General features: G+C 36.7%; 21 protein-coding genes. 8 read left to right on the plus strand and 13 right to left on the minus strand.

Annotated elements, in window-relative coordinates:
- Window positions 1–3 precede the first annotated feature (3 nt).
- Complete coding sequence (gene rho, locus LC419_RS17875) at window positions 4–1878, plus strand: transcription termination factor Rho (protein WP_223608635.1); 1875 nt, start codon at window positions 4–6, stop codon at window positions 1876–1878.
- Between the two features lie 343 nt (window positions 1879–2221).
- Entirely contained in the window at window positions 2222–2818 is a 597-nt protein-coding gene (locus LC419_RS17880) for a superoxide dismutase (RefSeq protein ID WP_223608636.1), read from the plus strand.
- A gap of 107 nt (window positions 2819–2925) precedes the next feature.
- On the opposite strand, the gene LC419_RS17885 is transcribed toward LC419_RS17880, so the two are convergent.
- Window positions 2926–3345: a DUF6146 family protein gene (locus tag LC419_RS17885; protein ID WP_223608637.1), complete on the minus strand. Its 420-nt coding sequence runs from the start codon at window positions 3343–3345 to the stop codon at window positions 2926–2928.
- A 55-nt stretch (window positions 3346–3400) separates the two neighbouring features.
- Window positions 3401–4588, minus strand: a complete 1188-nt coding sequence (locus LC419_RS17890) for an endonuclease/exonuclease/phosphatase family protein (protein WP_223608638.1) — start codon at window positions 4586–4588, stop codon at window positions 3401–3403.
- 246 nt (window positions 4589–4834) lie between these two features.
- On the opposite strand from LC419_RS17890, the gene LC419_RS17895 reads away from it, so the two are divergent.
- The 4 genes from LC419_RS17895 (at window position 4835) to LC419_RS17910 (ending at window position 10223) form a co-directional block, all read left to right on the plus strand.
- Window positions 4835–7711, plus strand: coding sequence for a carboxypeptidase-like regulatory domain-containing protein (locus LC419_RS17895; RefSeq protein WP_223608639.1), 2877 nt, complete (start codon window positions 4835–4837; stop codon window positions 7709–7711).
- 19 nt (window positions 7712–7730) lie between these two features.
- The gene (locus LC419_RS17900) at window positions 7731–9128 is read left to right on the plus strand and encodes a DUF5689 domain-containing protein (protein ID WP_223608640.1); all 1398 of its coding nucleotides are present in this window, start codon (window positions 7731–7733) and stop codon (window positions 9126–9128) included.
- Between the two features lie 91 nt (window positions 9129–9219).
- A complete protein-coding gene (locus LC419_RS17905) occupies window positions 9220–9678 on the plus strand; it encodes a DUF1206 domain-containing protein (RefSeq protein ID WP_223608641.1) in 459 nt (152 codons plus the stop codon).
- A gap of 23 nt (window positions 9679–9701) precedes the next feature.
- On the plus strand, window positions 9702–10223 hold the full coding sequence (locus tag LC419_RS17910; RefSeq protein ID WP_223608642.1) for a hypothetical protein: 522 nt from the start codon (window positions 9702–9704) through the stop codon (window positions 10221–10223).
- A gap of 416 nt (window positions 10224–10639) precedes the next feature.
- On the opposite strand, the gene LC419_RS17915 is transcribed toward LC419_RS17910, so the two are convergent.
- The 5 genes from LC419_RS17915 to LC419_RS17935 form a co-directional block, all read right to left on the minus strand.
- A complete protein-coding gene (locus LC419_RS17915) occupies window positions 10640–11110 on the minus strand; it encodes a DUF6702 family protein (RefSeq protein ID WP_223608643.1) in 471 nt (156 codons plus the stop codon).
- Between the two features lie 58 nt (window positions 11111–11168).
- Window positions 11169–11921, minus strand: a complete 753-nt coding sequence (locus tag LC419_RS17920; protein ID WP_223608644.1) for a TIGR00730 family Rossman fold protein — start codon at window positions 11919–11921, stop codon at window positions 11169–11171.
- Between the two features lie 6 nt (window positions 11922–11927).
- A complete protein-coding gene (locus LC419_RS17925) occupies window positions 11928–12641 on the minus strand; it encodes a nucleotidyltransferase family protein (protein ID WP_223608645.1) in 714 nt (237 codons plus the stop codon).
- 74 nt (window positions 12642–12715) lie between these two features.
- Window positions 12716–13132, minus strand: coding sequence for an RNase adapter RapZ (locus LC419_RS17930; protein WP_090025028.1), 417 nt, complete (start codon window positions 13130–13132; stop codon window positions 12716–12718).
- Between the two features lie 134 nt (window positions 13133–13266).
- A complete protein-coding gene (locus LC419_RS17935; protein ID WP_223608646.1) occupies window positions 13267–14286 on the minus strand; it encodes an aminoglycoside phosphotransferase family protein in 1020 nt (339 codons plus the stop codon).
- A gap of 277 nt (window positions 14287–14563) precedes the next feature.
- On the opposite strand from LC419_RS17935, the gene xrtF reads away from it, so the two are divergent.
- Together xrtF and LC419_RS17945 are read left to right on the plus strand one after the other, a co-directional pair.
- Entirely contained in the window at window positions 14564–15094 is a 531-nt protein-coding gene (gene xrtF / locus LC419_RS17940; RefSeq protein WP_223608647.1) for an exosortase family protein XrtF, read from the plus strand.
- Entirely contained in the window at window positions 15081–15515 is a 435-nt protein-coding gene (locus tag LC419_RS17945) for an exosortase F system-associated protein (RefSeq protein ID WP_223608648.1), read from the plus strand. The genes xrtF and LC419_RS17945 overlap by 14 nt, the downstream gene beginning before the upstream one ends.
- 181 nt (window positions 15516–15696) lie before the next feature.
- Here the strand turns inward: LC419_RS17945 and LC419_RS17950 are convergent, their stop codons facing one another.
- From LC419_RS17950 to LC419_RS17975, 6 genes are all read right to left on the minus strand, one after another.
- On the minus strand, window positions 15697–16698 hold the full coding sequence (locus tag LC419_RS17950) for a cation diffusion facilitator family transporter (protein WP_223608649.1): 1002 nt from the start codon (window positions 16696–16698) through the stop codon (window positions 15697–15699).
- Window positions 16699–16751: 53 nt separating this feature from the next.
- Window positions 16752–17744: an aspartate-semialdehyde dehydrogenase gene (locus LC419_RS17955; RefSeq protein WP_223608650.1), complete on the minus strand. Its 993-nt coding sequence runs from the start codon at window positions 17742–17744 to the stop codon at window positions 16752–16754.
- A gap of 75 nt (window positions 17745–17819) precedes the next feature.
- Window positions 17820–18251 (minus strand): hypothetical protein, encoded by a 432-nt coding sequence (locus LC419_RS17960; protein ID WP_223608651.1) that lies wholly within the window; start codon window positions 18249–18251, stop codon window positions 17820–17822.
- Window positions 18252–18307: 56 nt separating this feature from the next.
- Window positions 18308–19210 (minus strand): hypothetical protein, encoded by a 903-nt coding sequence (locus LC419_RS17965; RefSeq protein WP_223608652.1) that lies wholly within the window; start codon window positions 19208–19210, stop codon window positions 18308–18310.
- Window positions 19200–20066, minus strand: coding sequence for a thiopeptide-type bacteriocin biosynthesis protein (locus LC419_RS17970; RefSeq protein ID WP_223608653.1), 867 nt, complete (start codon window positions 20064–20066; stop codon window positions 19200–19202). The genes LC419_RS17965 and LC419_RS17970 overlap by 11 nt, the downstream gene beginning before the upstream one ends.
- Complete coding sequence (locus LC419_RS17975; RefSeq protein WP_223608654.1) at window positions 20056–22314, minus strand: lantibiotic dehydratase family protein; 2259 nt, start codon at window positions 22312–22314, stop codon at window positions 20056–20058. The genes LC419_RS17970 and LC419_RS17975 overlap by 11 nt, the downstream gene beginning before the upstream one ends.
- Between the last annotated feature and the right edge of the window lie 6 nt (window positions 22315–22320).

A 22320-nucleotide genomic window follows, 5' to 3' on the forward strand; every position in this document is an offset into this window, starting at 1 on the left:
AGTATGTTTAACATAGAAACGTTAAGGTCAAAATCCGTAACGGAACTGACTAAAATCTTAAAAGATTTAGGCGTTAAAGTTGCTAGAAATAGCAATGATAATGATAAGATCTTTGCCGTTCTTGACTTTCAGGCTTCTAACCCTAAAGTTGCAAAAGATTATTTCAACGCCACAGAAACCAGCATGGATACTGAAGAAAAACCGGCAGACAAACCTGCAAAGGCTCCTGTAAAAAAAGCAGCGCCTAAAAGACAACCTGCCAAACCGAGAGCAGAAGTAAAAGCACCCATTGAAGAAAAACCCCAGATTGAAGAGAAAGTAGAAGAAAAGGTGCCCGCTGCTGAAGAAACAAAACAGGAAGAACCCAAAGCTGAAACAGTTTCCACTCCTGAAGAAAACAATCAGGCACAAGCTAAGAAAAAAAGAAAAAGAGTAGTCGCCAATAATACTGGCAACACAGAAACTCCACAGGAAAGAGCAGAAGCTCCTAAAAATGCAGAACCTCAAGAATCTGCTCCATCTGAAGAAAAGCCTAATACTCCTCAAAATCAGGCCAGATCCCAACAAAGACACAACAACCCGCAAAACAGCGGAAACCAAAATAAGAACCCTAATCAGCATCAAAACCAAAATCAGGGTCAAAACCAAAATCCTAATCAACACCAGAATCCTAACCAGAATCAGAATCCAAATCAAAATCAGCAAAGACAACACGCTGACAGAAATGAGGAACATCATTCTGAGCACAGAAAAGAATTCAGTTTTGATGGGATGGTAAGTATTGAAGGGGTTTTAGAAATCCTTCCGGATAACTACGGATTCCTTCGTTCATCTGATTTCAGTTATATTTCTTCTCCTGATGACGTATACGTTTCTACGGCACAGATCAGAAATTTCGGTCTGAAAACCGGAGATACCGTTAAAGGAATTGTAAGACTTCCGAAAGAAGGAGAAAAATATTTTTCATTACTGAAACCTACGGAAGTAAACGGACGTGATCTTGCGTTCATCAAAGACCGTGTGGCATTTGAATATTTAACACCGCTTTTCCCTGAAGAGAAATTCAATCTTACCGGAAACGGATCTACACTTTCAACAAGAATTGTAGACCTTTTCGCACCTATCGGGAAAGGACAGAGAGCGATGATCGTTGCCCAGCCTAAAACGGGTAAAACGATGTTGCTAAAAGATATCGCCAACTCTATTGCAGCCAATCACCCTGAAGTATATATGATGGTCCTTCTGATCGACGAACGTCCGGAAGAAGTTACCGATATGGAAAGAAGTGTAAATGCTGAAGTTATCGCATCTACATTTGATGAAGCAGCTGACAAGCACGTAAAAGTAGCGAACCTTGTTTTAGCAAAAGCCCAGAGAATGGTAGAATGTGGACATGATGTAGTAATCCTGCTGGACTCTATTACAAGATTGGCAAGAGCATACAATACGGTAACACCAGCATCAGGAAAAGTGCTTTCCGGTGGGGTAGATGCCAATGCGCTTCACAAGCCGAAAAGATTTTTCGGGGCAGCCAGAAAAATTGAAGGAGGTGGTTCATTAACCATTATTGCTACGGCACTTATCGATACAGGTTCTAAAATGGACGAAGTAATCTTTGAAGAATTCAAAGGAACAGGTAACATGGAACTTCAGTTAGATAGAAAAATTGCCAACAGAAGAATTTATCCTGCGATTGATCTTGTATCCTCAAGCACACGTAGAGATGATCTTCTCTTAGACGAAGTAACTTCTCAGAGAATGTGGATCTTCAGAAAATACCTTTCTGAGATGAATCCTGTAGAAGCAATGGAATTTGTAAACAAAAACATCAGAGGAACTTTAAATAACGAAGAATTCCTGATGTCTATGAATAAATAGATTAATTTAATTGTTGTTAAAAAAAGCACGGAGATCAGCGGATTTTCGTGCTTTTTTATTGAGGCTAATGAGTTGAGAGTAGTAGTGTAATAGGGTTTGAGAATTTTAGAGATGTAAAAGTATAAATTTGTTCTGTTGGAGCTTTTTTATCAATTAAAAAATACTTTGAGATGTATTTTAGACTGAGATAACCTCCATCTTGCAACTTCCTGCTTCCCTCTTATAAAAATTAATTCATTCTAAATCAATATATCAATGTTAAAGATTTATTAAAGTAATGCCCAGTATTTGATAATCGCTTAAATATTGGCTAAATTTGGATATAACATTAAAAATAAAAATTATGTCATTTGAATTACCAAAATTAGGATATGCTTATGATGCATTGGAGCCGACTATCGATGCAAAAACTATGGAAATCCATTATACAAAACACCACCAGGCTTATATTGACAATTTAAATAAAGCAATCGAAGGAACTGAACTAGCTGGTAAAACGATCGAAGAGATCTGCCAGATAGGAACTGACAAACCAGCTGTAAGAAACAATGGTGGAGGACACTTCAACCACTCTTTATTCTGGGAAATTTTAACGCCGGGCGGAAGTAATGAGCCTGTAGGAAACGTAAAAGCTGCTATCGAAGCTTACGGAGGTCTTGAGAAATTCAAAAATGACTTTTCTGAGGCTGCTAAAACAAGATTCGGTTCTGGATGGGCTTGGTTAGTGAAAAATGCGGACGGATCTGTATCTGTTTCTTCTACTCCAAACCAGGATAACCCATTAATGCCTGTTGCAGATGTAAAAGGAACTCCGGTTCTTGGATTAGATGTTTGGGAGCACGCTTACTATTTAAACTACCAAAACAGAAGACCTGACTATGTAGCAGCATTCTTCAGTGTAGTAAACTGGGATAAAGTAGAGGAATTATTCAACAAATAATTTTCAGCTATTATAAAAGTAAAAAGGTTCAGAAGAAATTCTGAACCTTTTTTTTATGGTTACGGTTTAGTGATCTTAATCTTTTATCCGCTTAATTTTAAAAAAAACTATCTTGTAGCATCACTTGGCGAAAGCCCGTTCATTTTCAATCCGTATTTCCAGCTGACATAAGCAAAAACCTGATACAGCTTGTATTCAAATTTGATCCCATAGTTTTCTCTCGGGTTGTAATCGATACCGGATTCTATAATATTCCGGTATTTTCCCGAACTGTAGTAAGAATTCCATTCAGTAACTAGAAATGTATTTTTTGTTTTCAGATAAGATTCCGAATACTGGTTCATCGGCTTGGCTACCGCATTTAAAAAGTAATCGAATTGGGTGTCGATCACAGTAATGTCCCACTCGCCGTCTTCATTTTTAGAAGGCTTTATTTCAGATTTCTCTTCGTCTTTCTTAGTACTCTCCTGAGAAAAACAGCTGAAAGGAATCAGCGCAAAGAGAAGGATGCTAATTATATTTTTCATAATAGAAACATTGTATATAAAATAAGCACTCAAAATGAGTGCCTAAGTTGCTTTTTTATGGTTCTTTCTGAAGAATGACAAATGCCGGAAAGTGGTCACTGTATCCTCCTGTAAACTGGTCTCCGTTCCAGGATCTGAAAGGATAGCCTTTATAATTTCCTTCTTTGTTTACCAGATAAGCCGGAGCAAAGATTTCTGCTTTGTATACCGAGTACTCTTTAGTCACCTGATCAGAAACCAAATTCTTGGAAACGATAATCTGGTCAAAAAGGTTAGGTGCATCCTGATAAGCCAGTGAAGCGATACCTTTCTTATATAAAGGATACATTAAATTAAGATAAGGTGTAGTTTCGCTTAAGTCCTTAGGGCTTGCCGCTGCTTTTAAATAATTTTTTAAACTTGAGCTTACAGGATCATCATTAAAGTCACCCATTGCAAAAAGTTTTGTCGTAGGATCTGCTGTTCTAATGCTGTCCATTTGCTGCTTAAGTAAAGCTGCTGCTGCATTTCTCTTCGGTAATGAAACGGCTTCACCCCCTCTTCTTGAAGGCCAGTGATTCATAAAGAAGGCCACTTTTTCATTGTCGAGGAAACCGGTTACTACCAGAATATCTCTGGTATATTCTCTTTTCCCGTCGTCACCGAACACTTTTAATTCTTTCTTTAAAGAGTTGGTTACCGTGAATCTTCTTTTCTGATAAATAAGAGCAACATCAATTCCTCTGTAGTCATAAGAATTGTAATGTACGATTCCATAATCATATTTGGCAAGAGCAGGCTGTTTCACCAGATCTTCGATCACCTGTCTGTTCTCTACTTCGATAAGTCCTACCACAGCCGGGGCTGTTTTGGTATACTGCGCACCTAGTTCGGCAATTACTTTTGCTTCGTTGGCCAGTTTGGCTTTGTAGATTTTAGTATTATAGTTTTTACCACTGCTTGGGGTGAATTCCTCAGAACCGCTTTGGTATCTTACTGCTTTTTTACCTTTTAAGGCTCCATCACTCCATGGTCCGTCATGTTTTTCTGCTTCCAGAAATTTGATGGAATCAAGTGGGATGCTTCTGTGGAAAGCAGGATTATGAATATCTTTAGTCCCATCTATATAATCTGCAGAACGTATAGTGTCCCAAAGGTTTTCCACATTCAAAAAACCAACAGCAGCCACTTTTCTCAGTTTCCCCTGTTGTGCAAAAGCCATCACCGAAAAAACGATGGCTATAAAACTCATAAATCTCTTCATCCTCTAGAGTATTAAAATTATTTAAACGACAAATTTACCTTTTTTTAATTCACTCCATTTTAAATATTTGTAAATTTAAAACAATATAAAATAATTCTCTTATATAATGAATCATAAAAGGTTGCAATGTTAAGAAAAAATAATGTTAAAAAAGTTGGAAATTCCAAATTTTGACTAAATTTGTGCCCCCAACTTTTAAACTGTTGAAAACTAACAAGAAAAGTATTAAAAAAAATAAATATACTCATGATTAAAAAACTATCATTAGTCTCTTTATTTACTTTACTTCCTGCTTCATTCTATTTTGCGCAGACCACTGTGTTTGCGTATCTTAAGGATGCCGAAGGAAAGCCTATTGAAAGGGCAGAAGTAGATCTTAAAGGGAGTGAGAATGATGTAACGGCTGATAAAATTGGATATTTCCAGTTTGTAGACCTGCAGCCGGGCCATTATCAAATTATGATTACGAAACCAAACTTCGAAACCAAAATGATGGAGTTTGACGTAGCCGATGAGAAAAAAAAGGATCTGGGGATCATTACCCTGTATTCTAATCTTACAAGCGCAGATCAAGGTTTAGCTATTATAGACAATGATGATGATGACAGCAACAGCAGTGGACAGGCTTCTACGGTAGGTTTGCTACAATCATCAATGGATGTATTCAGTAGAATTGCTGCGTTTGATTTAGGATTTTACTGGTTCCGCCCAAGAGGGATCGACGGACGAACTGGTGAATCTATGCTGAACGGTGTTTCCATGGTAAAATCTGATAATGGTAATGTTGACTTCAGTAACTGGGGTGGGCTAAACGAGATCACGAGATATCCGGAAATCGCGTCTAATCACTCTCCATCCGAATATGCTTTTGGTGGAAACAGCTCTGTGGTTTACAAAAACACAAAAGCAAGTGAGTATAGAAAAGGATTCCAGTTTACACAATCCTTAACCAACAGAAACTACAGAAACAGAACATCTTTACGATATACCTCAGGAATGAGCAAGAAAGGATGGGCATTTACTGCAATGGGAGCCAGAAGATGGGCAGAAGAAGGAATCCAGGAGGGGACTTTCTATGATGCTTACGGTGCTTACCTTGGTGTAGAGAAGAAATTCAGCGACAGCCACACGATCACATTCAACGCGATTGGTGCGCCATACAGAAGATCTACATCAAGTCCAAATACCCAGGAAGTGTATGATTATAGAGGGGTACATTACAACTCTTATTGGGGATGGCAGGATGGAGAAAAGAGAAGCGAAAGAGTTCGAAGAGGATTTCAGCCACTTTTCCAGATTCAGGACTTCTGGAAGATTAATAAGAAATCAAGCCTTTGGACGACTGCATCTTACCAGTTTGGAAAAGATAAAGGTTCCCGTTTAGACTGGAATGGGGTTACCAATCCTTCTCCTACCTACTACAGAAACTTACCAAGTTATTATATCAACAGCATTATTTATAACGCTACCAACAATACGCAGCCAGATCCCACACAGTATGGAACTCTGATTGATGCTTACAATACAAGTTTGGCAGCCTGGCAGAACGGAGATCCTAATGTTACTCAGCTTAACTGGGGACAGATCTATGCCAATAACCAAAAGGTGGATGCTGCAGACCAGGCTGAAATGACCCGTCTTTACGGAATATCCGGAAAACGTTCCAAAATATATCTGGTAGATGACGTAAGTGATGATAAGATCTTCAACGCAGGTACACACTACACATACAACTTTAACGACCGTACGAAGTTTATCATGAACGTTTCTTATCAGAACTATAAATCTGAGTTGTACCGTGAACTGAAAGATCTTTTAGGAGGTGATTACGCTATTGGTGTGGATCCGTTTAAAGAATCTGCAAAACCGGGTTCTTCAGGATTGTATAATACGTTAGATTCCAATGTTCAGCTGAGAGAAGGAGACCGTATGACTTACAATTACATCCTGAGAAGACAGGAAGCAAAAGTAAATCCGGGACTGAAATTCTCTACAGGTAACTTTGATGTTTTTGTTTCTGCTATGGCAGGATATTCTACTTCAAACAGAGAAGGTCTTTTCAAGCATTATTTATATGACAACTCATACGGGAAAAGCAAGGATTACAATTTCTGGAACTTTGGTCTTAAAGGACAGGTTGTGTACCGTATCAACGGACGTAATTTCTTAGTGTATAACGGAGCAATGTACAATCAGGCACCATTCCTGGAAGATTTGTTTATCAATCCAAGAATCAATGCACTTGTTAATCCTAATATCAGAAGTACGGTATATACAGCGAATGATTTAAGTTATGTGATCAATACGCCTTTCCTTAAATTAAGAGCATCAGGATTTATTGTAGATACTCAGAATGAAACCAATGTACAGAGATTCTTTGCAGACGGGATTCAGCTAAGCAGCACAAACCCTGACGGATCTGTTTCTCAGGTACAGAGTGCATTCGTTACTCAGGTAATGTCCAATCTGGAGAAAAGAAATATGGGGGTTGAACTAGGGGTTGACCTGAAAGTTCTTCCTACTTTATCTTTACAGGGGCTTGCGAGTTTAGGTGAATATACATACAGAAATAACCCGGAAGTTTATCTGGTTTCTGATGCTTCAGGAAGCAGTGTGACTTCTTTCGGAAAAGCATATCTGAAAGATTATAAGCAGGGAGGAACTCCTCAGCGTGCTTTCTCTTTAGGTTTCCGTTACAACAACCCGAAATACTGGTGGGTAGGAGCTAACTGGAACTATTTTGACAACAATTATCTGGATCCGGCTCCGGCTTTAAGAACGAATAACTTTATTCAGAACCCTTACTCAAGTACACCTTACCTTGGTCTTACCGAAGGAGATGTACGTGATATGCTGAAGCCTGTACAACTTCCTTCTGCATTTTTCTTAAATGCCAATGCAGGGAAATCATTCATGATTGGAAAGTATTACATATTATTGACTGCTTCTGTGAATAACATCTTAAACAACAAAAGATTCATTACAGGAGGTTTTGAGCAGACGAGAGAAACGAAAGCGAAAGATTTTGCGGCCGACTATTACAGCCCTACACCTTCTTTTGGACCGAAATACTGGTATACTCAGGGACGTTCGTACTTTGTTAACTTACAATTCAGATTCTAATAAAAATAAAAAAATAACAATGAATAATTTCACTAACTTTTTCAAAACGACATTCGTAGCAGTAGGTGTACTGTCTGCAGTGTCTTCTTGTGTAAAGAATGATGATTGGGAAACTCCCCCGATCGCCTGTTCAAATAAATTCGAAGCGCCAAACATTTCAATGGCAGATTTTTCGGCTCAGGCTCCTGCTACAGGATACAAATTAATCACTACAGATCAGATTTTCGACGGTTATATCGTTTCTTCTGATGCTCAGGGAAATTTCTATAAAACAATCTCTTTCCAGGATAAAACGGTGAATCCTACTGTAGGTCTTCAGATCGAAGTAGATAAAGCAAGTAACTTTGCTGATTTCCCGGTAGGTGCACACATCAGAATTAATGCTAAAGGATTGCGTTTAGGTCTTGACAGAGGTTCTATTAAGTTGGGGTCTGAAGATCCGAACTTTGCGATCGGTAGAATTCCTCAGGCTCTTGTAGGAAGATATGTTTCCGGAGTATGTTCAGGAAATGGTTTGGATATCCAGACTCTTGTCCCTACAAAGCTTAATTCATTAAACGATGCAAAACAAGCTAACCTGATCAACACGTTAGTGACTGTATCTGATGTACAGTTCGGTATCGGTGAAATCTTCCCGGTTCAGAAAAAATATCTTGATTATGATGCCGGAAACCAAGGATTGGATACAGACAGAAATATTGAAGATAAATTAGGAGGTTCAGCAGTAATCAGAAACTCAGGATTCTTCAAGAGTGGAGGGGAGCTTATTCCAAAAGGAAACGGTACGGTTACTTTCGTAGTGAGCAGATACAATTCTACATGGCAGATGCTGATCAGAAGCTTATCTGATATCAACTTCACAGGAACAAGAGTAGATGCAACGCCACCTAAAGGAGGGACTGAGATTGCATATTCAGGTTCATTCCTTGAAAACTTTGAAAGTTATTCTCTGACGCCTGCTAACCTGGAAGTATACCCTAAATATGTAAATGATGCGGTATTAGGAAACAGATACTGGCAGTTAAAAACTTTCAGCAGCAATAAGTATATCCAGTTGGGAGCTAATTCCGGTTCTGGAAACTACTTGACTTATTTTGCCGTACCGGTTGACTTTACAGCAGCCAATACAGTGAAATTTGACGTTAACGTTGGATTCTGGAATGGTAATGCTTTAAAAGTATATTACACAACCAACTATACTCCGCTTGGAGATATTACAACGGCCACTAAAACAGATATTACATCTGCATTTACAATTCCACAGGCTCCGGCTGTTAACTATGGTACTCTAGCTCCTGCGGGAACTTATACCCTGCCGGCCGGATTAACAGGTAACGGATTTATCTTATTTGAATATACGGGAGCATCTACAGGTGTTACTACTACGATTCAATTAGATAATATTCAGGTTCAATAATCAAAATCTGATATTTTAAATACAGGCCGTCTTTTAGGAGACGGCCTTTTTTATGTAATAATTATTTTAACTTTGTTTTAAACATAGCACCATGCAGGAAGGTAAAATAGTATTGGGAGCGATCGCAGCAGGACTGGTCGCTTATTGTATATATATGTTTTTCTTTACGTCGAGAATAGGACCGCCTAATCAGGATATGCTTAAAAATACCAAATATGCTGTGGGAATCGTTACTTCGGCTTATTATACAGAAAGAGGGCGGAAAGGAAATGATTTTGAATTCATGTATGACGGTGGCCATATCATAGAGTCGAAAGCAAATGGTGAATTTACAAAAGGAAGAAAATATCTGGTCGCTTTTGATTCTTTAAATATCGAAAACGGAGTTATTATACTTGAAAAATATGATATTACAGATTCTCTGATACAGCATCATATCTATCCAAAACATACCATGTATGATGAAACCTGGTCTTTGATTAATATTCCTTTTCAATATGATAAAGGTGATATAGAATATGATTTGAAGAGAGCTTATGAAGAGCTTTAGAATGATTTAAAATAATGATAACCGTGAATACAAAAAAGTTTATCAACAGAGTGGTTTCAATCACATTAAAAAATAAAGCATCCTTTGAAGGGGTATTGATTGACGTGTCCGATGAATGGTGCTATTTGAAGTATATTCCTGTGGACTATGTAGTTGATGGTTATGTGCTAATAAGCCGGAGATATATTGTAACTATTGAAACAGTTGATGATGATGGGTTTAAAGAAAATATATTGAAGCTAAAAAGGATGATTTCTAAAAAAAGCACCTTATTAAATATTGATCATCATGTGGAATTATTATCAGACTTACAGGATAAAATCGGAATCATTAAAATTGAGCTGAAAGACCATAATAAAGCATATATAGGGGAAATTAATCTGGTTAGAGAGCATTCATTCAAAGTTCATTTATTCAGTCCCAATGCAACCTGGCTGCAAGTGGAAAGTTTTTTGTTCAAAGAAGTACGGGCTATTTATTTTGATGATGATTACACTAATTCTTTAAGACTAATATTACCTCCGGTCATTGCCGATTTTAAGTAAATTTCCATACACTGTTTTTTAGAATGGATATATTTACAATAAGCTATATAAAGTTTAGACATAGATTCTACTCTCAAGATAGAATATTGAGAATCAATTTCAAAACTTGTAGAGCAGATGCGTTTTTGATAACGCAAAGAAATTGATTACTCTATCGATAAAGTGAAGCAAATGCGGAATCAATTTCATTGATTCGATTAAGCAGACGCTATATCCGGAAGCTTCATCAGCGACGAAGTCGAACTCTTTGCCTCCTTTAACTCAAAAGCATTTTTCATAGAACTTTGCGTGAAAAAAAATCACATCCCAAAGTTTATGACCCTATCTTAACAACGATTATTTTGGTAAAATAAGAGATAAAAACACAAAAAAACCACCGCATCTGCAGTGGTTTATTTATTTTTAAATTATTCCGATTAGAAAGAAACCTCATTCACTTCTTTTCCTCTCTGGAAGTTCATTACTTTCTGGCTTCCTTTGTAAGAAACACTCACAATGTTGAACTGCTTAGGAAAAGAACTTAAAAGGATCGTGTTTTTAATCTTCATGGTACTGATGTCCGACACGCCGCCGGTTTCAAAATATACCCATACCGTTTCTCCGCTTACCTGACTTCCAGTGAATGTTATAGTTTTCGGAGAGCCATTGACATACACATCAAAATTATTGTTCACATATTTTTTTACTTCTGCTTCAAATCCGGCTGTATTGGGATTGATTTTAATAGCGTCAGAAATATGGTTGGTATTCATTTTTGTGGTAAACTTCAATGTTTTGCTTCCATCTATATAATCAACTTTGGTCATTGAAGAGAAAAAGTCTACATACATAAAACTCATTAACACAAAAAATGTTAAAATTCCTGATATATATAAAAGTTTTTTCATCTTAATTAATAGATTTACAATCATACTTGCTAATTATAGGTCACAAATAATATGCCAATTAAAAATTTACATTCACAGAATACTTGTCATAAAATGCCTTGATGTGGGCCACCGCTTCATCAGCCGTGTCTACTACTCTGTATAAGTCCAGATCATCTTCTGCGATCATCCCTTCTTTTAACAGTGTTGCTTTGAACCATTCCAACAATCCGCCCCAGAATTCACTTCCTACAAGAACGATCGGAAATTTACCGATTTTATTGGTCTGGATCAGGGTCATCGCTTCCGTAAGTTCGTCTAATGTACCGAAACCTCCCGGCATTACGACAAAACCTTGAGAATATTTTACAAACATTACTTTTCTTACAAAAAAGTAATCGAAGTTCATTGAATAAGATTTGTTGATGTACGGGTTAAAATGCTGTTCAAACGGCAGATCAATATTAAGTCCGATAGATCTTCCCTGTGCATTAAAAGCGCCTTTATTTCCTGCTTCCATGATCCCCGGGCCGCCTCCGGTAATGATTCCGAAGCCCAGTTTGGTGATCTTTTCAGCAATTTCCACCGCCATTTCGTAATATTTACTTTCAGGCTTCAGTCTTGCAGATCCGAATATAGAAACGCAGGGTCCGATCTTGGCCAGTTTTTCATAGCCATCCACAAATTCAGCCATCACTTTGAAAACCATCCAGCTGTCTTTGGTGATGGTTTCGTCCCAGGTTTTCTGTCTGAGACTGTTGTGAAGCTTTGTTTCATTAATATCTAGGGCCGGATTGACTAAACTTTCATCCCTGGTTCCATCCATTTCCATTACAAACTATTTAAAATGTTTTTCGGCTTCTATCACAGATTCGGGTCTTCCCACATCTATCAGAATGCTGTCGTGCACAAATCCGTGGATATGCTCGGTCTGCATCAGATCCAGATATTCCTCCATGACAGAAAACTTGCCGGTTCTCTTTATTTTTTCAAAGATAGCAGGGTTGATACAATGAACGCCGCTGAATGCAAGAGCCTTAAAGCCTTTGTTGAATTCCGCAAGCCGCTGTTCTCCCGACTGTACATTAAGCCAGCCTCTCAAAACCATATCGTCGTTGAAAAGTAATTTTCTCGAACTATCTCTGTCTGAAACCGCTAAAGTAGCAAAATCTTTTATCTTTTTGTGGTATTCAACCAGAGCATTGATATTGATATTCGTTAAAATATCAGCGTTCATGATCAGGAAATCTTCCCCGTGATCGAGGAACTTTCTAGCAAAAATCAAGCCGCCACCGGTTTCCAGCAGTTCATTGGTCTCATCTGAGATTTCAATGTTGCAGCCGAAATTACTGTTTTTATTTAAAAATTCAACAATCTGATTTCCAAAATGATGGATATTGATCACAAAATCTTTTATTCCGAAGCTTTTAAGATAATTGATATTTCTTTCCAAAAGCGGTATGCCGTTTACCTTGGCCAGTGCTTTCGGATGATGATCCGTAAAGGGTTTTAGCCTTGTGCCTTTTCCGGCAGCGAAAATTAAAGCTTTCATATAGTATAAGTAATGAGTGATAAGTAATGAGTAATTTCAGGGTGATGAACAAGTAAAATATTACTTATTGCTCATTACCCATTACTCACGTTCAGTTGGTGCTGTTCGTCGTGATGAAGACTGATTTCCGTTCCTTCAGGATATTTTTCCTTAATGAATTCAGCAATTTTGATGGCAGAATATACAGATCTATGCTGTCCGCCGGTGCATCCGAAACTGATCTGAAGGTCTTCAAAACCTCTTTCCAGATAATTATCAATGTTGATGGATACGATGGATTTTACCAGTTCCAGAAATTTAGGCATCTCTGTTTTGGTTTCAAGATATTCCTGAACCCCAATGTCATTTCCTGTCTGGATTTTATATTCTTCAATTCTTCCCGGATTTAAAATTCCTCTGCAGTCGAAAGTAAAACCTCCGCCGTTTCCTGAATGATCCTTGGGAATTCCTCCTTTTTTGTACGAAAAACTGTGTATGTCGATGTGTAGCATTGTTGTTTATTTTATTTCAACCATTTAAGGTTTTTATTTTTTATTGGTAGTAAAGCCTTCGACTCCGCTCAGGCTGATATTTCTAATACTTTCCAGTTGCCTGTATTTTATCCTAACAGAACATCAAAAGAATCTTAATGGTTTAAAATTGCATTAATTTTTAATTTTGATTCTTCTGTAGCGAGCTGTTCTATCACTTTTTTAAGTTCCGGGTAATTATTCATCTGGTCCCATGATGCTGCAAACTGCGTGATATTTTGAATCCCTTTTTCCAGGCTTGATATAAAATGTTGTTTTCTTTGGATCAGTCCTCTGAAGCCGTAAGCTCCAAGTACCTGCAGAAATCGCATCATTTGGATTGGTTTTACCGAATTTTTTAGTTTGATTTTAACTTCTTCATTATCAGATTGCCCAATGTAGTAGTCAAGCATTTTATTTTTAAACTCTTCCGGAAAATCAGCCTTGGCCTGGAACAGAAAAGAGATTACATCATACATCAATGGCCCTTTCATAGCAGATTGGTAATCGATGAACGAAACTTTACTTTCTTCATTGACCATGATATTTCTGGCCTGAAAATCACGGATCATAATTCCTGTAGGTTCAAGACTTTCAATAAGTGCAGCGATCTGTTTAAATTCTTTCAGCAAAGCAGATTTACGGTATTCCAGTTCCAGGACATCTGCCACGAAGTTTTTAAAATAATACAGATCGTGGATCACGGGAAGTTCGTCATAACTTTCGTATTCAAAAGTTTTTGAGAAATCAATCTTTCCTTTTGTTTGAATCTGAAGCTGGAAAAGTTTCTCTAAGGTTTGTTTTACCAATGCCTGTACATGAGGAGAAAGTCCGTCGTTGGTAATCATCTCGGAGAGAGTCTGCCCTCCAAGGAATTCCTGTACATACATTTTTCTGTCATCAGAGACTGCAAAAATCTGTGGAGTATTGAGGTTGAGTTCAGAGAAAATTTCAGAATAATAAAGGAAGCTTTCATTTTCCGGAATATTTTCATTGCTGGTGACAATATATTTTCTGTTGCCGGATCTGGCCAGGAAATTCACCCTCGCAGAACCGCTTTGAGCCAATGTAACGAACTCAGAAGATGGTTCACCGAGATAGTTTTCAAAAAATCGTTTTGCGTTTTCGGAAGTCATAATATGGAAACAAATATACTAATTTAATGGGAGTTTGGTGTTTGTGACGTTTGAGAGTTTTAGGGTTCGAGAGTTGTGGGGTTGGGGTTCGTGTTCTGAGATACGGGGTCGGAGTGTTATGGGGTTTGAGGGTATTAGAGTTTGAGTGTTTTTGAAAATAAATTTTTAGAGTAGTAACTGGGATCTCGCATCCCGGAACTCGATACCCTGTACCCCACATCTGAAATCTGATGTCTTAAATTAGCTAACATTTCAGTCTAATTTTTATCTTTGTAGTATGCTAAAGGATTTTAAACCAGTTTTAAACATTTTGCTGAGGTTCATCGTCATTTATCTGGTGTTGCTGTTTGCGTACCAGTTTTATCTGAATGGAAGCAAGGCAGGCGGGCTGGATCCTTTTTCCAGAATGATCGCTGATCAGGTAGCATCTATCCAGAAAGCTTCCGGATTTCCTACGTTACTTTATGATGATGTGAAAAATGAACAGGTTTGGTTTTATGTAAAGAAAAATTATGTAACCCGAATGGTGGAAGGGTGTAATGCCGTCTCAGTGATGATTCTGTTTATAGCATTTGTATTTGCATTTTATAAAGGGTCCAAAACTTTTGTGTTTGCCCTTGCCGGACTTGTTCTGCTGTATGTGATGAATCTTCTCCGGATTGTAGGACTGAATGTTGTGATGTCAGACTATAAAGAATATGGAAAAATGTTTCATGACTTTATTTTTCCGGCGGTTATTTATGGAACGGTGGTGGTTCTTTGGTTGGTCTGGATTAAATTCTTTGCTTTAAAAAATGAAAATTCTTAACTGGCTTCTTGTCATAGCAGGAATCTGCGGCCTTATCAGCGTGCGTGTGCTTGAGGATAAAGTTTTCTACGATCCTTTCCTGGAGTATTTTCACGAAGCGAATAAAAATATTACGTTTCCACAGTTTGAATGGAGGAAATTAATAGCAGGCCATATGTTCAGGTTTATGCTCAATCTTGCTTTATCCTGCCTGATCATTCAGTGTCTTTTTAAAAATAAACAGTGGACGGTGCAGGGCGCATTGCTGATCACCATTATCTTTGTCATTACTTTTCCAATCTATCTTTACTGTATCTACGACCGGTTTGATGTGGGTTATCTTTTTTCCTTTTATATGAGAAGGTTTGTCATTCAGCCGCTGGCGCTGCTTTTGATTGTTCCTATGTTTTATTACAGGAAACAGTTAGAGAAAAACAGTTAAACTTATTAATTTAAGGTTTTAGAATAAAATTAAAATTGAGAAATTTCAATGGTGAATTTTGCTTCGCAAGTCAATGGTCAATGATAGAAGCAGAAGTAAGAATCAAGATAATGAGAAGATGCTTCATTAGCTTCATTACTGGCAACCAGTAACTAACCAGTAACTGACAACACTCTGAACCCTAATCTACGGTATGTTTATCCACGCTCGTCACATTTTCCGGAGTCCATTGTACTCTTTTGACAAAATCTTTTTCACGGACAGGGCAGTCTTTGATCTGGCAGACAGGGCATGAAACTGTTTTGCAATCGTCCATATGGAAATTAAATTCTACACTTCTTTTGGTGTTTTTGGCTAAAAGGATAATCATCTTTTCCATTTCGTTGTGCGCTTCCCGAAGACTGTAGTACCAGGGTAAGGTAATATGGGCATCGATATGGAGATTGGCGCCGAACTGTTGGATTTTCATGTTGTGAACGTCTATCCATTCTATTCTTCTGTTGTCTTCGAGTACCTTGATGATCTGGTTAAGAAGATCGGGATCCTGCTCATCCATGATTCCGCTTAACGACTTTCTAACAATTTTATATCCGACATAGATGATGTAAAAACCAAAAATAAGGGCTACCACAGAATCCAGCCAATAGATTTTGGTAAAATAAACGACGACTAAGCTGATCACTACTCCTAACGTTGTGATAGTATCAGACTGAAGATGTTTTCCGGATGAAACCAGAACCAGCGAGTTTTCCGCCTGACCTTTTTTAATGGAAATATAGCCTAAAAGATAATTAACGATCGCAGTAGCAGCGATGATCCATATTCCGAGATCCAGTTTGGCTAAGGTTTTCCCTACAACAAGGCTGTTGATGCCTTCATAGATGATCATAATACCTGCAATGGCGATTAACGCACCTTCAATGCCGGATGTTACGAATTCTACTTTTCCGTGGCCATATGGATGGTCTTCGTCCTTTGGTTTTGCAGCCAGATGAAGAGAGTAGAGTCCCATAAATGCACTGATGACATTGACGACACTTTCCATGGCATCAGAAAATACGGCATCGGAATTGGTGAGCTTCCATGCAATGATTTTTCCAATGAATAAGATGACTCCGAAAACAGCAATGATTTTCTGAAATCCTATTTTGTCTTTGTGGGTAATGGTCTTTTTATTTTCCATAGTTTGATAAAAAAAAGAATCTCAATTCTGAGACTCTTTTTTATTTTGTTAGTTTAAACTAAGTTGTTGGCTGCTAAGTATTCTGCAATCTGTACAGCGTTCGTTGCGGCTCCTTTTCGCAGATTGTCTGCTACGATCCAAAGATTCAGCGTTTTGGGCTGCGAGAGATCCCGTCTTATCCTTCCTACGAATACATCGTCTTTACCTTCGGAGTAGAGTGGCATTGGATATTCGTTGTTTTTAACGTTGTCCATTACGATTACACCAGGGGTTTCAGATAAGATCTTTCTTACTTCGTCAAGGTCAAACTCGTTTTCAAATTCAATATTTACACTTTCTGAGTGACCTCCCTGAACAGGAACTCTCACTGCAGTTGCCGTAAGGTTGAAGGTATCGTCCCCTAAAATTTTCTTAGGTTCTTTCATCAGTTTGATCTCTTCTTTAGTGTAATCATCATCGCTGAATGCATCACAGTGAGGAAGCGCATTTTTAAAGATCTGATAAGGATATACTTTGGCAACACTGTCGTCTCCGTTTATTTCAGCATTGAGCTGATCCACGGCAGCTTTTCCTGTTCCTGTTACAGACTGGTACGTAGAAACAACCACTCTTTTCAGATCATATTTTTTATTCAATGGGCCTAATACCATTACCAGCTGAATGGTAGAACAGTTCGGATTGGCAATTATTTTATCTTCTTTAGTCAATACATTCGCATTGATTTCCGGAACTACCAGTTTTTTGGTAGGATCCATTCTCCATGCAGAAGAATTGTCAATCACCGTTGTACCTGCTTCTGCAAACAGAGGGGCGAATTCCAGAGAAGTGTCTCCTCCTGCAGAGAAAATAGCGATATCAGGTTTGGCAGCTATAGCGTCTTTCATGCTTACAATCGTAAATTCCTCCTGTTTATACTTCACCTTCTTTCCTACAGATCTTTCGGATGCTACCGGAATTAATTCTGTTACAGGGAAGTTTCTCTCCTCCAAAACTTTAAGCATAACTTGTCCAACCATTCCTGTTGAACCGACTACAGCTACTTTCATTGATTTAATTAAAAATTTAAGGTTAAACTATTACTAAGTTTATCAACGCATCATTGATCACTTAATATTTATTTTTTAAGCCCCAAAGACTCTTGTCCAAGGGAACGCGAATGCAAATAAACCTACCGCAATAAGACCCATGATCACGATTCCTAAAGAAATAGTGTCATTAGATTTTACTTTCTTATTGATGATGGTCATCAATACGGCTGCGATCAGCATAGAAAATGGATGTTCTACATACTGAAATCTTAAGTCAGCGTTTTTCATTACTGATCCCATGTCCAATCCTTTTGTGAAATTAATCGCCAACATGATGATCCCTATTAAAAACTGAACGTGGAAGAAAATCATCGTGAAGAGGGTGATCTTCTTTAAAAATTTGTTCACTTTACCACTGAAGCCAAACATAGTAGCTAAAAGGGCAATAATAAATAATGAAGCCAAAAGAAGTTCAAGATACCCGAATCCTTTGTGTGCACTAAGCAAAATCTTGTAAAAATCCATATTCAATTTTTTCTATTTTTCTAAGTACAAATATAACAAAAATCCCGGGTGGATTATTAGGAATTATATTGGTATTCTAAGATATACTCTAATCCAGAAGCTTTTTTAGTGTTTAATGCTGTAATATTCCGGATAGCATGATTTATGATACTATTATTCCATATTCCAAGGTTGTTTATTTCTGTTGTATAATTGTTTTCAGAAATTTTATTTTCAGTGAAATATTTTCTAGCAATGAGTTGGGATGATGCTAGGTCTGGTATGGCTTTTTCTAAAATAAATAACTCGAATGCAGTTGGTCTTTTATGGCTTTTCTTATCTTCAATCCAAAGAATAATTTTTTTTAATAATCCTGAAATCAGCGGGGAACTGAAATTCATTTCAGATAAATATACCAATGATCTTATTATAGAAAATATATTTTCAAATGATATGTTTTGATGATCATTATGTTTTTCTATCTGAAGGAGCTGATTGTTTAAGATGATCAACGTTTGATTCAGAGTATGAATGTAATTTTCCTTTTGGAGTTTTTTGTTTGTATAAGAAAGCCTATCTGAAAAATAGAAAAGAAGATCGCTGAAATATTCAAGCTGTATGGGGTCCCTGAAATTTACATTAGAGTCTCTAAATCTCATTAAGGGTTTTTCTATGTATTGAGAAAGATAAGAGTCTGGATTAAAATCAATTAATTTTTCTTTTGATAGATGTTGCAAAGTCCAGCCTATGCCACATAGTCCGTCGTACATAGATATATTACTAATTAAATCTATTCCGTTCAATTCAGTCTCTATAAGTTCTATCCCATAGTTATAGGCTTCCGTATTACACGAAATCCTATAAAATTCAAACATAAAGATTGAAATGGAACATCTGCCATTTAAACCTGTATTAAGAGAGGAAAGTTCTTTTTTTTGCAGATAGCTTTTTATGGTATTGTAATATTCTTCAGTTTTCATGATCTTTTGTACATGTGCTGAAATAATGTTCTTTCTTATAAAAACGCCATATGAAATCGTAAGTAATAAGTTCATGCATTCTATTGTCGCCAACGAAAAGTCTATTGAGTGACATATGAATGAGGCTTGATATCAGACTATAGAAATCTACATTGAGAAGTTTCCTGTCTCTTAACTCCAGGATTTTTAAAGCCCTTTCTGCAATTAATTTTTTATTAATTTTTTTTGTTTTTTTGCTTAAAAAATCATCAATCTTGTGTTTGTTTTCAGAATAAAGTTTATCAAATTGCTTCTTTGCATTTTTGTCTATGTTGAATTCGTTGTAAAAGTGATTTCGTAATTTTTCCGTAAAATTTAATTTTTCTGCAATCGAAAAATTAAAAACAGAGAGATAAAAATCAATCAGCTTTAATGCAAATAAACTTCGGATGTTCTCCTGATTTTCATCCAAAGAACTTATGATATTAATAATCATATTGCTGTCCTGAAAGAAAATTTTTTCTACCTCTTCCATACTGGATGAACCATACCTTTCAATCTCTCTTGTATAAGTGTCGATCTGTAATTTCCAGATATATTCATCCAAAACCAGATTTTCCAGTAATTTGTTTAATGTATTAATGATTAAACCCAAATCTGCCTGGTCTTTCATTCTTACTCTGTACCTTATATGGTAAGAGGGATCATTATATCTTATGAAAAACCATTGATCGATCAGGTTTTGAGAAAGCATAGACTGACTAAAAGAACTGAGATACTCAATTAAAATATGATCTGAGGAATTATATCCACAAAATATGTTGTAATAAAGCCACTTGTCTCCAGGTGAAAAAATTCGCTGAATATTATTTTGCATTTTTTATCGCAGAAAGTTTTTGATTATTATAAAAAGTAAATACAAACTGATTGGTGAAATTTCTTCCGTTTCTTCTCACAAGCTGATTATCATCTGTATATAAAAATTCTTTGAGGGTGAAATTTTCGCGATTTCCGATGGTATCAATCAACATTTTTATACAGTAGATATTTTCAAGATTAATTAAGAGATCATTGTCATGCTCTGCAAATAAAACATATTGAGGGAGATCCCATTGCTTTTGTGTTTCATTCATCAAATCAAAAAGATCTTCATCTGAGCTGTATTTTTTTGTAAAGATAGGCATGTCTTTCTTATTGAGATTCCATGTAGCGGCCTTCAGAATACATTTTTTGTATTCTATTCTTGGAATATACTTGTATCTTTTTTCCATCGATCCCAAATTTAAACCCAGTCCATATCTGCTATCCTGACTTTGCAAATCACATAAAAAATGATACACAGGCAGAGAATTGTTGCTAAAATTGTGAGCGGTATTAAGTCTGGGAATAATGTATTTGTTTAATTTTTTCGATCGTAATAGTATTTTATTATTTCGTACAGAAACCATTAAATCGGAGGGTTTTATTTGAAATTCTGAGGTTTTCTCGGACATAGATAAATAGGGTATTTCGTAATCTACGAAACTTGGACGGCAGATGACATTTCCAATTCTTGCTTCCGGAATATGTGATATTTCTGCAATAATAAAATTTTTCCTTATTTCTTTTTCAATGTCAATAATATTTTGGGTATGCTCTTTCAGCGAAGAATCTGAGGAACAAAATCTACCAAATAAGTTTGCTCCGCTTGCTCCACTAAATCCATGAAAAAATATTTTTTGTTCGTTATCTGTATGAATAATTTCTGTCATGAGGGAGAAAGTATCGTGGATATCGTCCCAGATTCCATCGGTGTTTTCCGGAACGTCAGCAGCTGTAAGGGTAATAACTTTACAATTATTTCTGAGAGCTTCCATTATCCTGTCCTGAAACAGTGTACTGGCAGCATTCCATTTTATTTCGTTCTTGTTCTTCCTTTGAATAGGGATATGAAGATTTTCAAGAAAATGATTCCCTGGAATTATATTAGTATTTATACCATAGCCTATTCCAATTTCGTTGTCTAATGCAATTGGTAGAGGAATTTCACGATCTTCATATTTCTTTTTGAATTTTGAAATGAAATTATCTAACAGCAGATTGTCTTTTTTTTCTGAAATAAATGATATTCCATTAAGAATATGCAGCCCATCCTGAAGATCTCGGATAATTTTTTTATCCAGTATATTCTTTTTTGTTGTAACGGATAGGTCAGTTTGAAACAGAAATTTCGGATCTGTTTTTACTCCAAGTTCATCAATTTTGCTTTTCAGAGTGTAATAACTGCTGATTGTATTTGGGATTTTTTTATCTAGCTCGGAGAGTTCGTTGCTGATTTGATTAAAGCTTTCATTGTAGAAGTTGTTTTTGATGGGAGAGATGTTGTTTTTAATGGATGTGAAATAATCTTCCCCAATGGATGATCCACTGATATTGCTTACAAGAACCTGGTTGTCTATAAGTTCATTGATGAATCTTTTGGCTTCTTTACGGTCGATCTCCGGATCGTATTGAATAAGTTCTTCCGTCAGCGTGACAATTGTTGATCCAGTGGAAGCTTTGTCAAAAATATATTCCAGATGAGGTGTTGTTTCAATAGCTTGTATATGATGAACTCTCTGTAATCCTCCGGGATAGGTATACTCTACATATCTGTACTGGCTACCTGCTTTATAGACACTACTGTTAACTTGGTAAATAAAATGATTCCGAAGTTTTTTGTCTACAGAGATATATTGGGAAAAAGTAATAAGATACTGCATGTCCAGTCTTGTGTACCTGAGATATTTACTTTCTTCATTTATTTCCACTTCATTATAATCACCCAGCTGCCCCAGAGAGTATCCTGCGAATAATCCGAAAGGAGTACAGCGTGAAGACATTCGGCTGATGTATTTAAGTAAAGATATTTTTAATTTTTCTTCTTTTTCAGTATTTAATCCTTCTTTCAGCCACTTTAAAAGCGTGCTATAGAGTAAGGGTGATGCCAGAAATAATGCTTCCTGAAAAAGAGGATCAGTTGTTAAGTCTTTAAATTGTTGCTCATTGATATCTTTGCCTTTGAATAGAGTTTTAAGTAAATGAAAGGATTTGGAAGGTGTCCGGAGAACATATTGATCTAAAACTTTATAAGGAAACTTACTCATTGTACT

The organism is Chryseobacterium sp. OSA05B, from assembly GCF_019970065.1.
Lineage (GTDB): Bacteria > Bacteroidota > Bacteroidia > Flavobacteriales > Weeksellaceae > Chryseobacterium.

What these genes read in the sequence shown, in the direction of transcription:
- LC419_RS17900 (WP_223608640.1), top strand. Translation starts at nt 7,731, where the DNA reads ATGAATAATTTCACTAACTTTTTCAAAACGACATTCGTAGCAGTAGGT.
- LC419_RS17930 (WP_090025028.1), bottom strand. Translation starts at nt 13,132, where the DNA reads ATGCTACACATCGACATACACAGTTTTTCGTACAAAAAAGGAGGAATT.
- LC419_RS17925 (WP_223608645.1), bottom strand. Translation starts at nt 12,641, where the DNA reads ATGAAAGCTTTAATTTTCGCTGCCGGAAAAGGCACAAGGCTAAAACCC.
- LC419_RS17920 (WP_223608644.1), bottom strand. Translation starts at nt 11,921, where the DNA reads ATGGAAATGGATGGAACCAGGGATGAAAGTTTAGTCAATCCGGCCCTA.
- LC419_RS17955 (WP_223608650.1), bottom strand. Translation starts at nt 17,744, where the DNA reads ATGAAAGTAGCTGTAGTCGGTTCAACAGGAATGGTTGGACAAGTTATG.
- LC419_RS17890 (WP_223608638.1), bottom strand. Translation starts at nt 4,588, where the DNA reads ATGAAGAGATTTATGAGTTTTATAGCCATCGTTTTTTCGGTGATGGCT.
- LC419_RS17950 (WP_223608649.1), bottom strand. Translation starts at nt 16,698, where the DNA reads ATGGAAAATAAAAAGACCATTACCCACAAAGACAAAATAGGATTTCAG.
- LC419_RS17965 (WP_223608652.1), bottom strand. Translation starts at nt 19,210, where the DNA reads ATGAAAACTGAAGAATATTACAATACCATAAAAAGCTATCTGCAAAAA.
- LC419_RS17880 (WP_223608636.1), top strand. Translation starts at nt 2,222, where the DNA reads ATGTCATTTGAATTACCAAAATTAGGATATGCTTATGATGCATTGGAG.
- rho (WP_223608635.1), top strand. Translation starts at nt 4, where the DNA reads ATGTTTAACATAGAAACGTTAAGGTCAAAATCCGTAACGGAACTGACT.
- LC419_RS17915 (WP_223608643.1), bottom strand. Translation starts at nt 11,110, where the DNA reads ATGAAAAAACTTTTATATATATCAGGAATTTTAACATTTTTTGTGTTA.
- LC419_RS17885 (WP_223608637.1), bottom strand. Translation starts at nt 3,345, where the DNA reads ATGAAAAATATAATTAGCATCCTTCTCTTTGCGCTGATTCCTTTCAGC.
- LC419_RS17970 (WP_223608653.1), bottom strand. Translation starts at nt 20,066, where the DNA reads ATGCAAAATAATATTCAGCGAATTTTTTCACCTGGAGACAAGTGGCTT.
- LC419_RS17960 (WP_223608651.1), bottom strand. Translation starts at nt 18,251, where the DNA reads ATGGATTTTTACAAGATTTTGCTTAGTGCACACAAAGGATTCGGGTAT.
- LC419_RS17975 (WP_223608654.1), bottom strand. Translation starts at nt 22,314, where the DNA reads ATGAGTAAGTTTCCTTATAAAGTTTTAGATCAATATGTTCTCCGGACA.
- LC419_RS17905 (WP_223608641.1), top strand. Translation starts at nt 9,220, where the DNA reads ATGCAGGAAGGTAAAATAGTATTGGGAGCGATCGCAGCAGGACTGGTC.
- xrtF (WP_223608647.1), top strand. Translation starts at nt 14,564, where the DNA reads ATGCTAAAGGATTTTAAACCAGTTTTAAACATTTTGCTGAGGTTCATC.
- LC419_RS17895 (WP_223608639.1), top strand. Translation starts at nt 4,835, where the DNA reads ATGATTAAAAAACTATCATTAGTCTCTTTATTTACTTTACTTCCTGCT.
- LC419_RS17935 (WP_223608646.1), bottom strand. Translation starts at nt 14,286, where the DNA reads ATGACTTCCGAAAACGCAAAACGATTTTTTGAAAACTATCTCGGTGAA.
- LC419_RS17945 (WP_223608648.1), top strand. Translation starts at nt 15,081, where the DNA reads ATGAAAATTCTTAACTGGCTTCTTGTCATAGCAGGAATCTGCGGCCTT.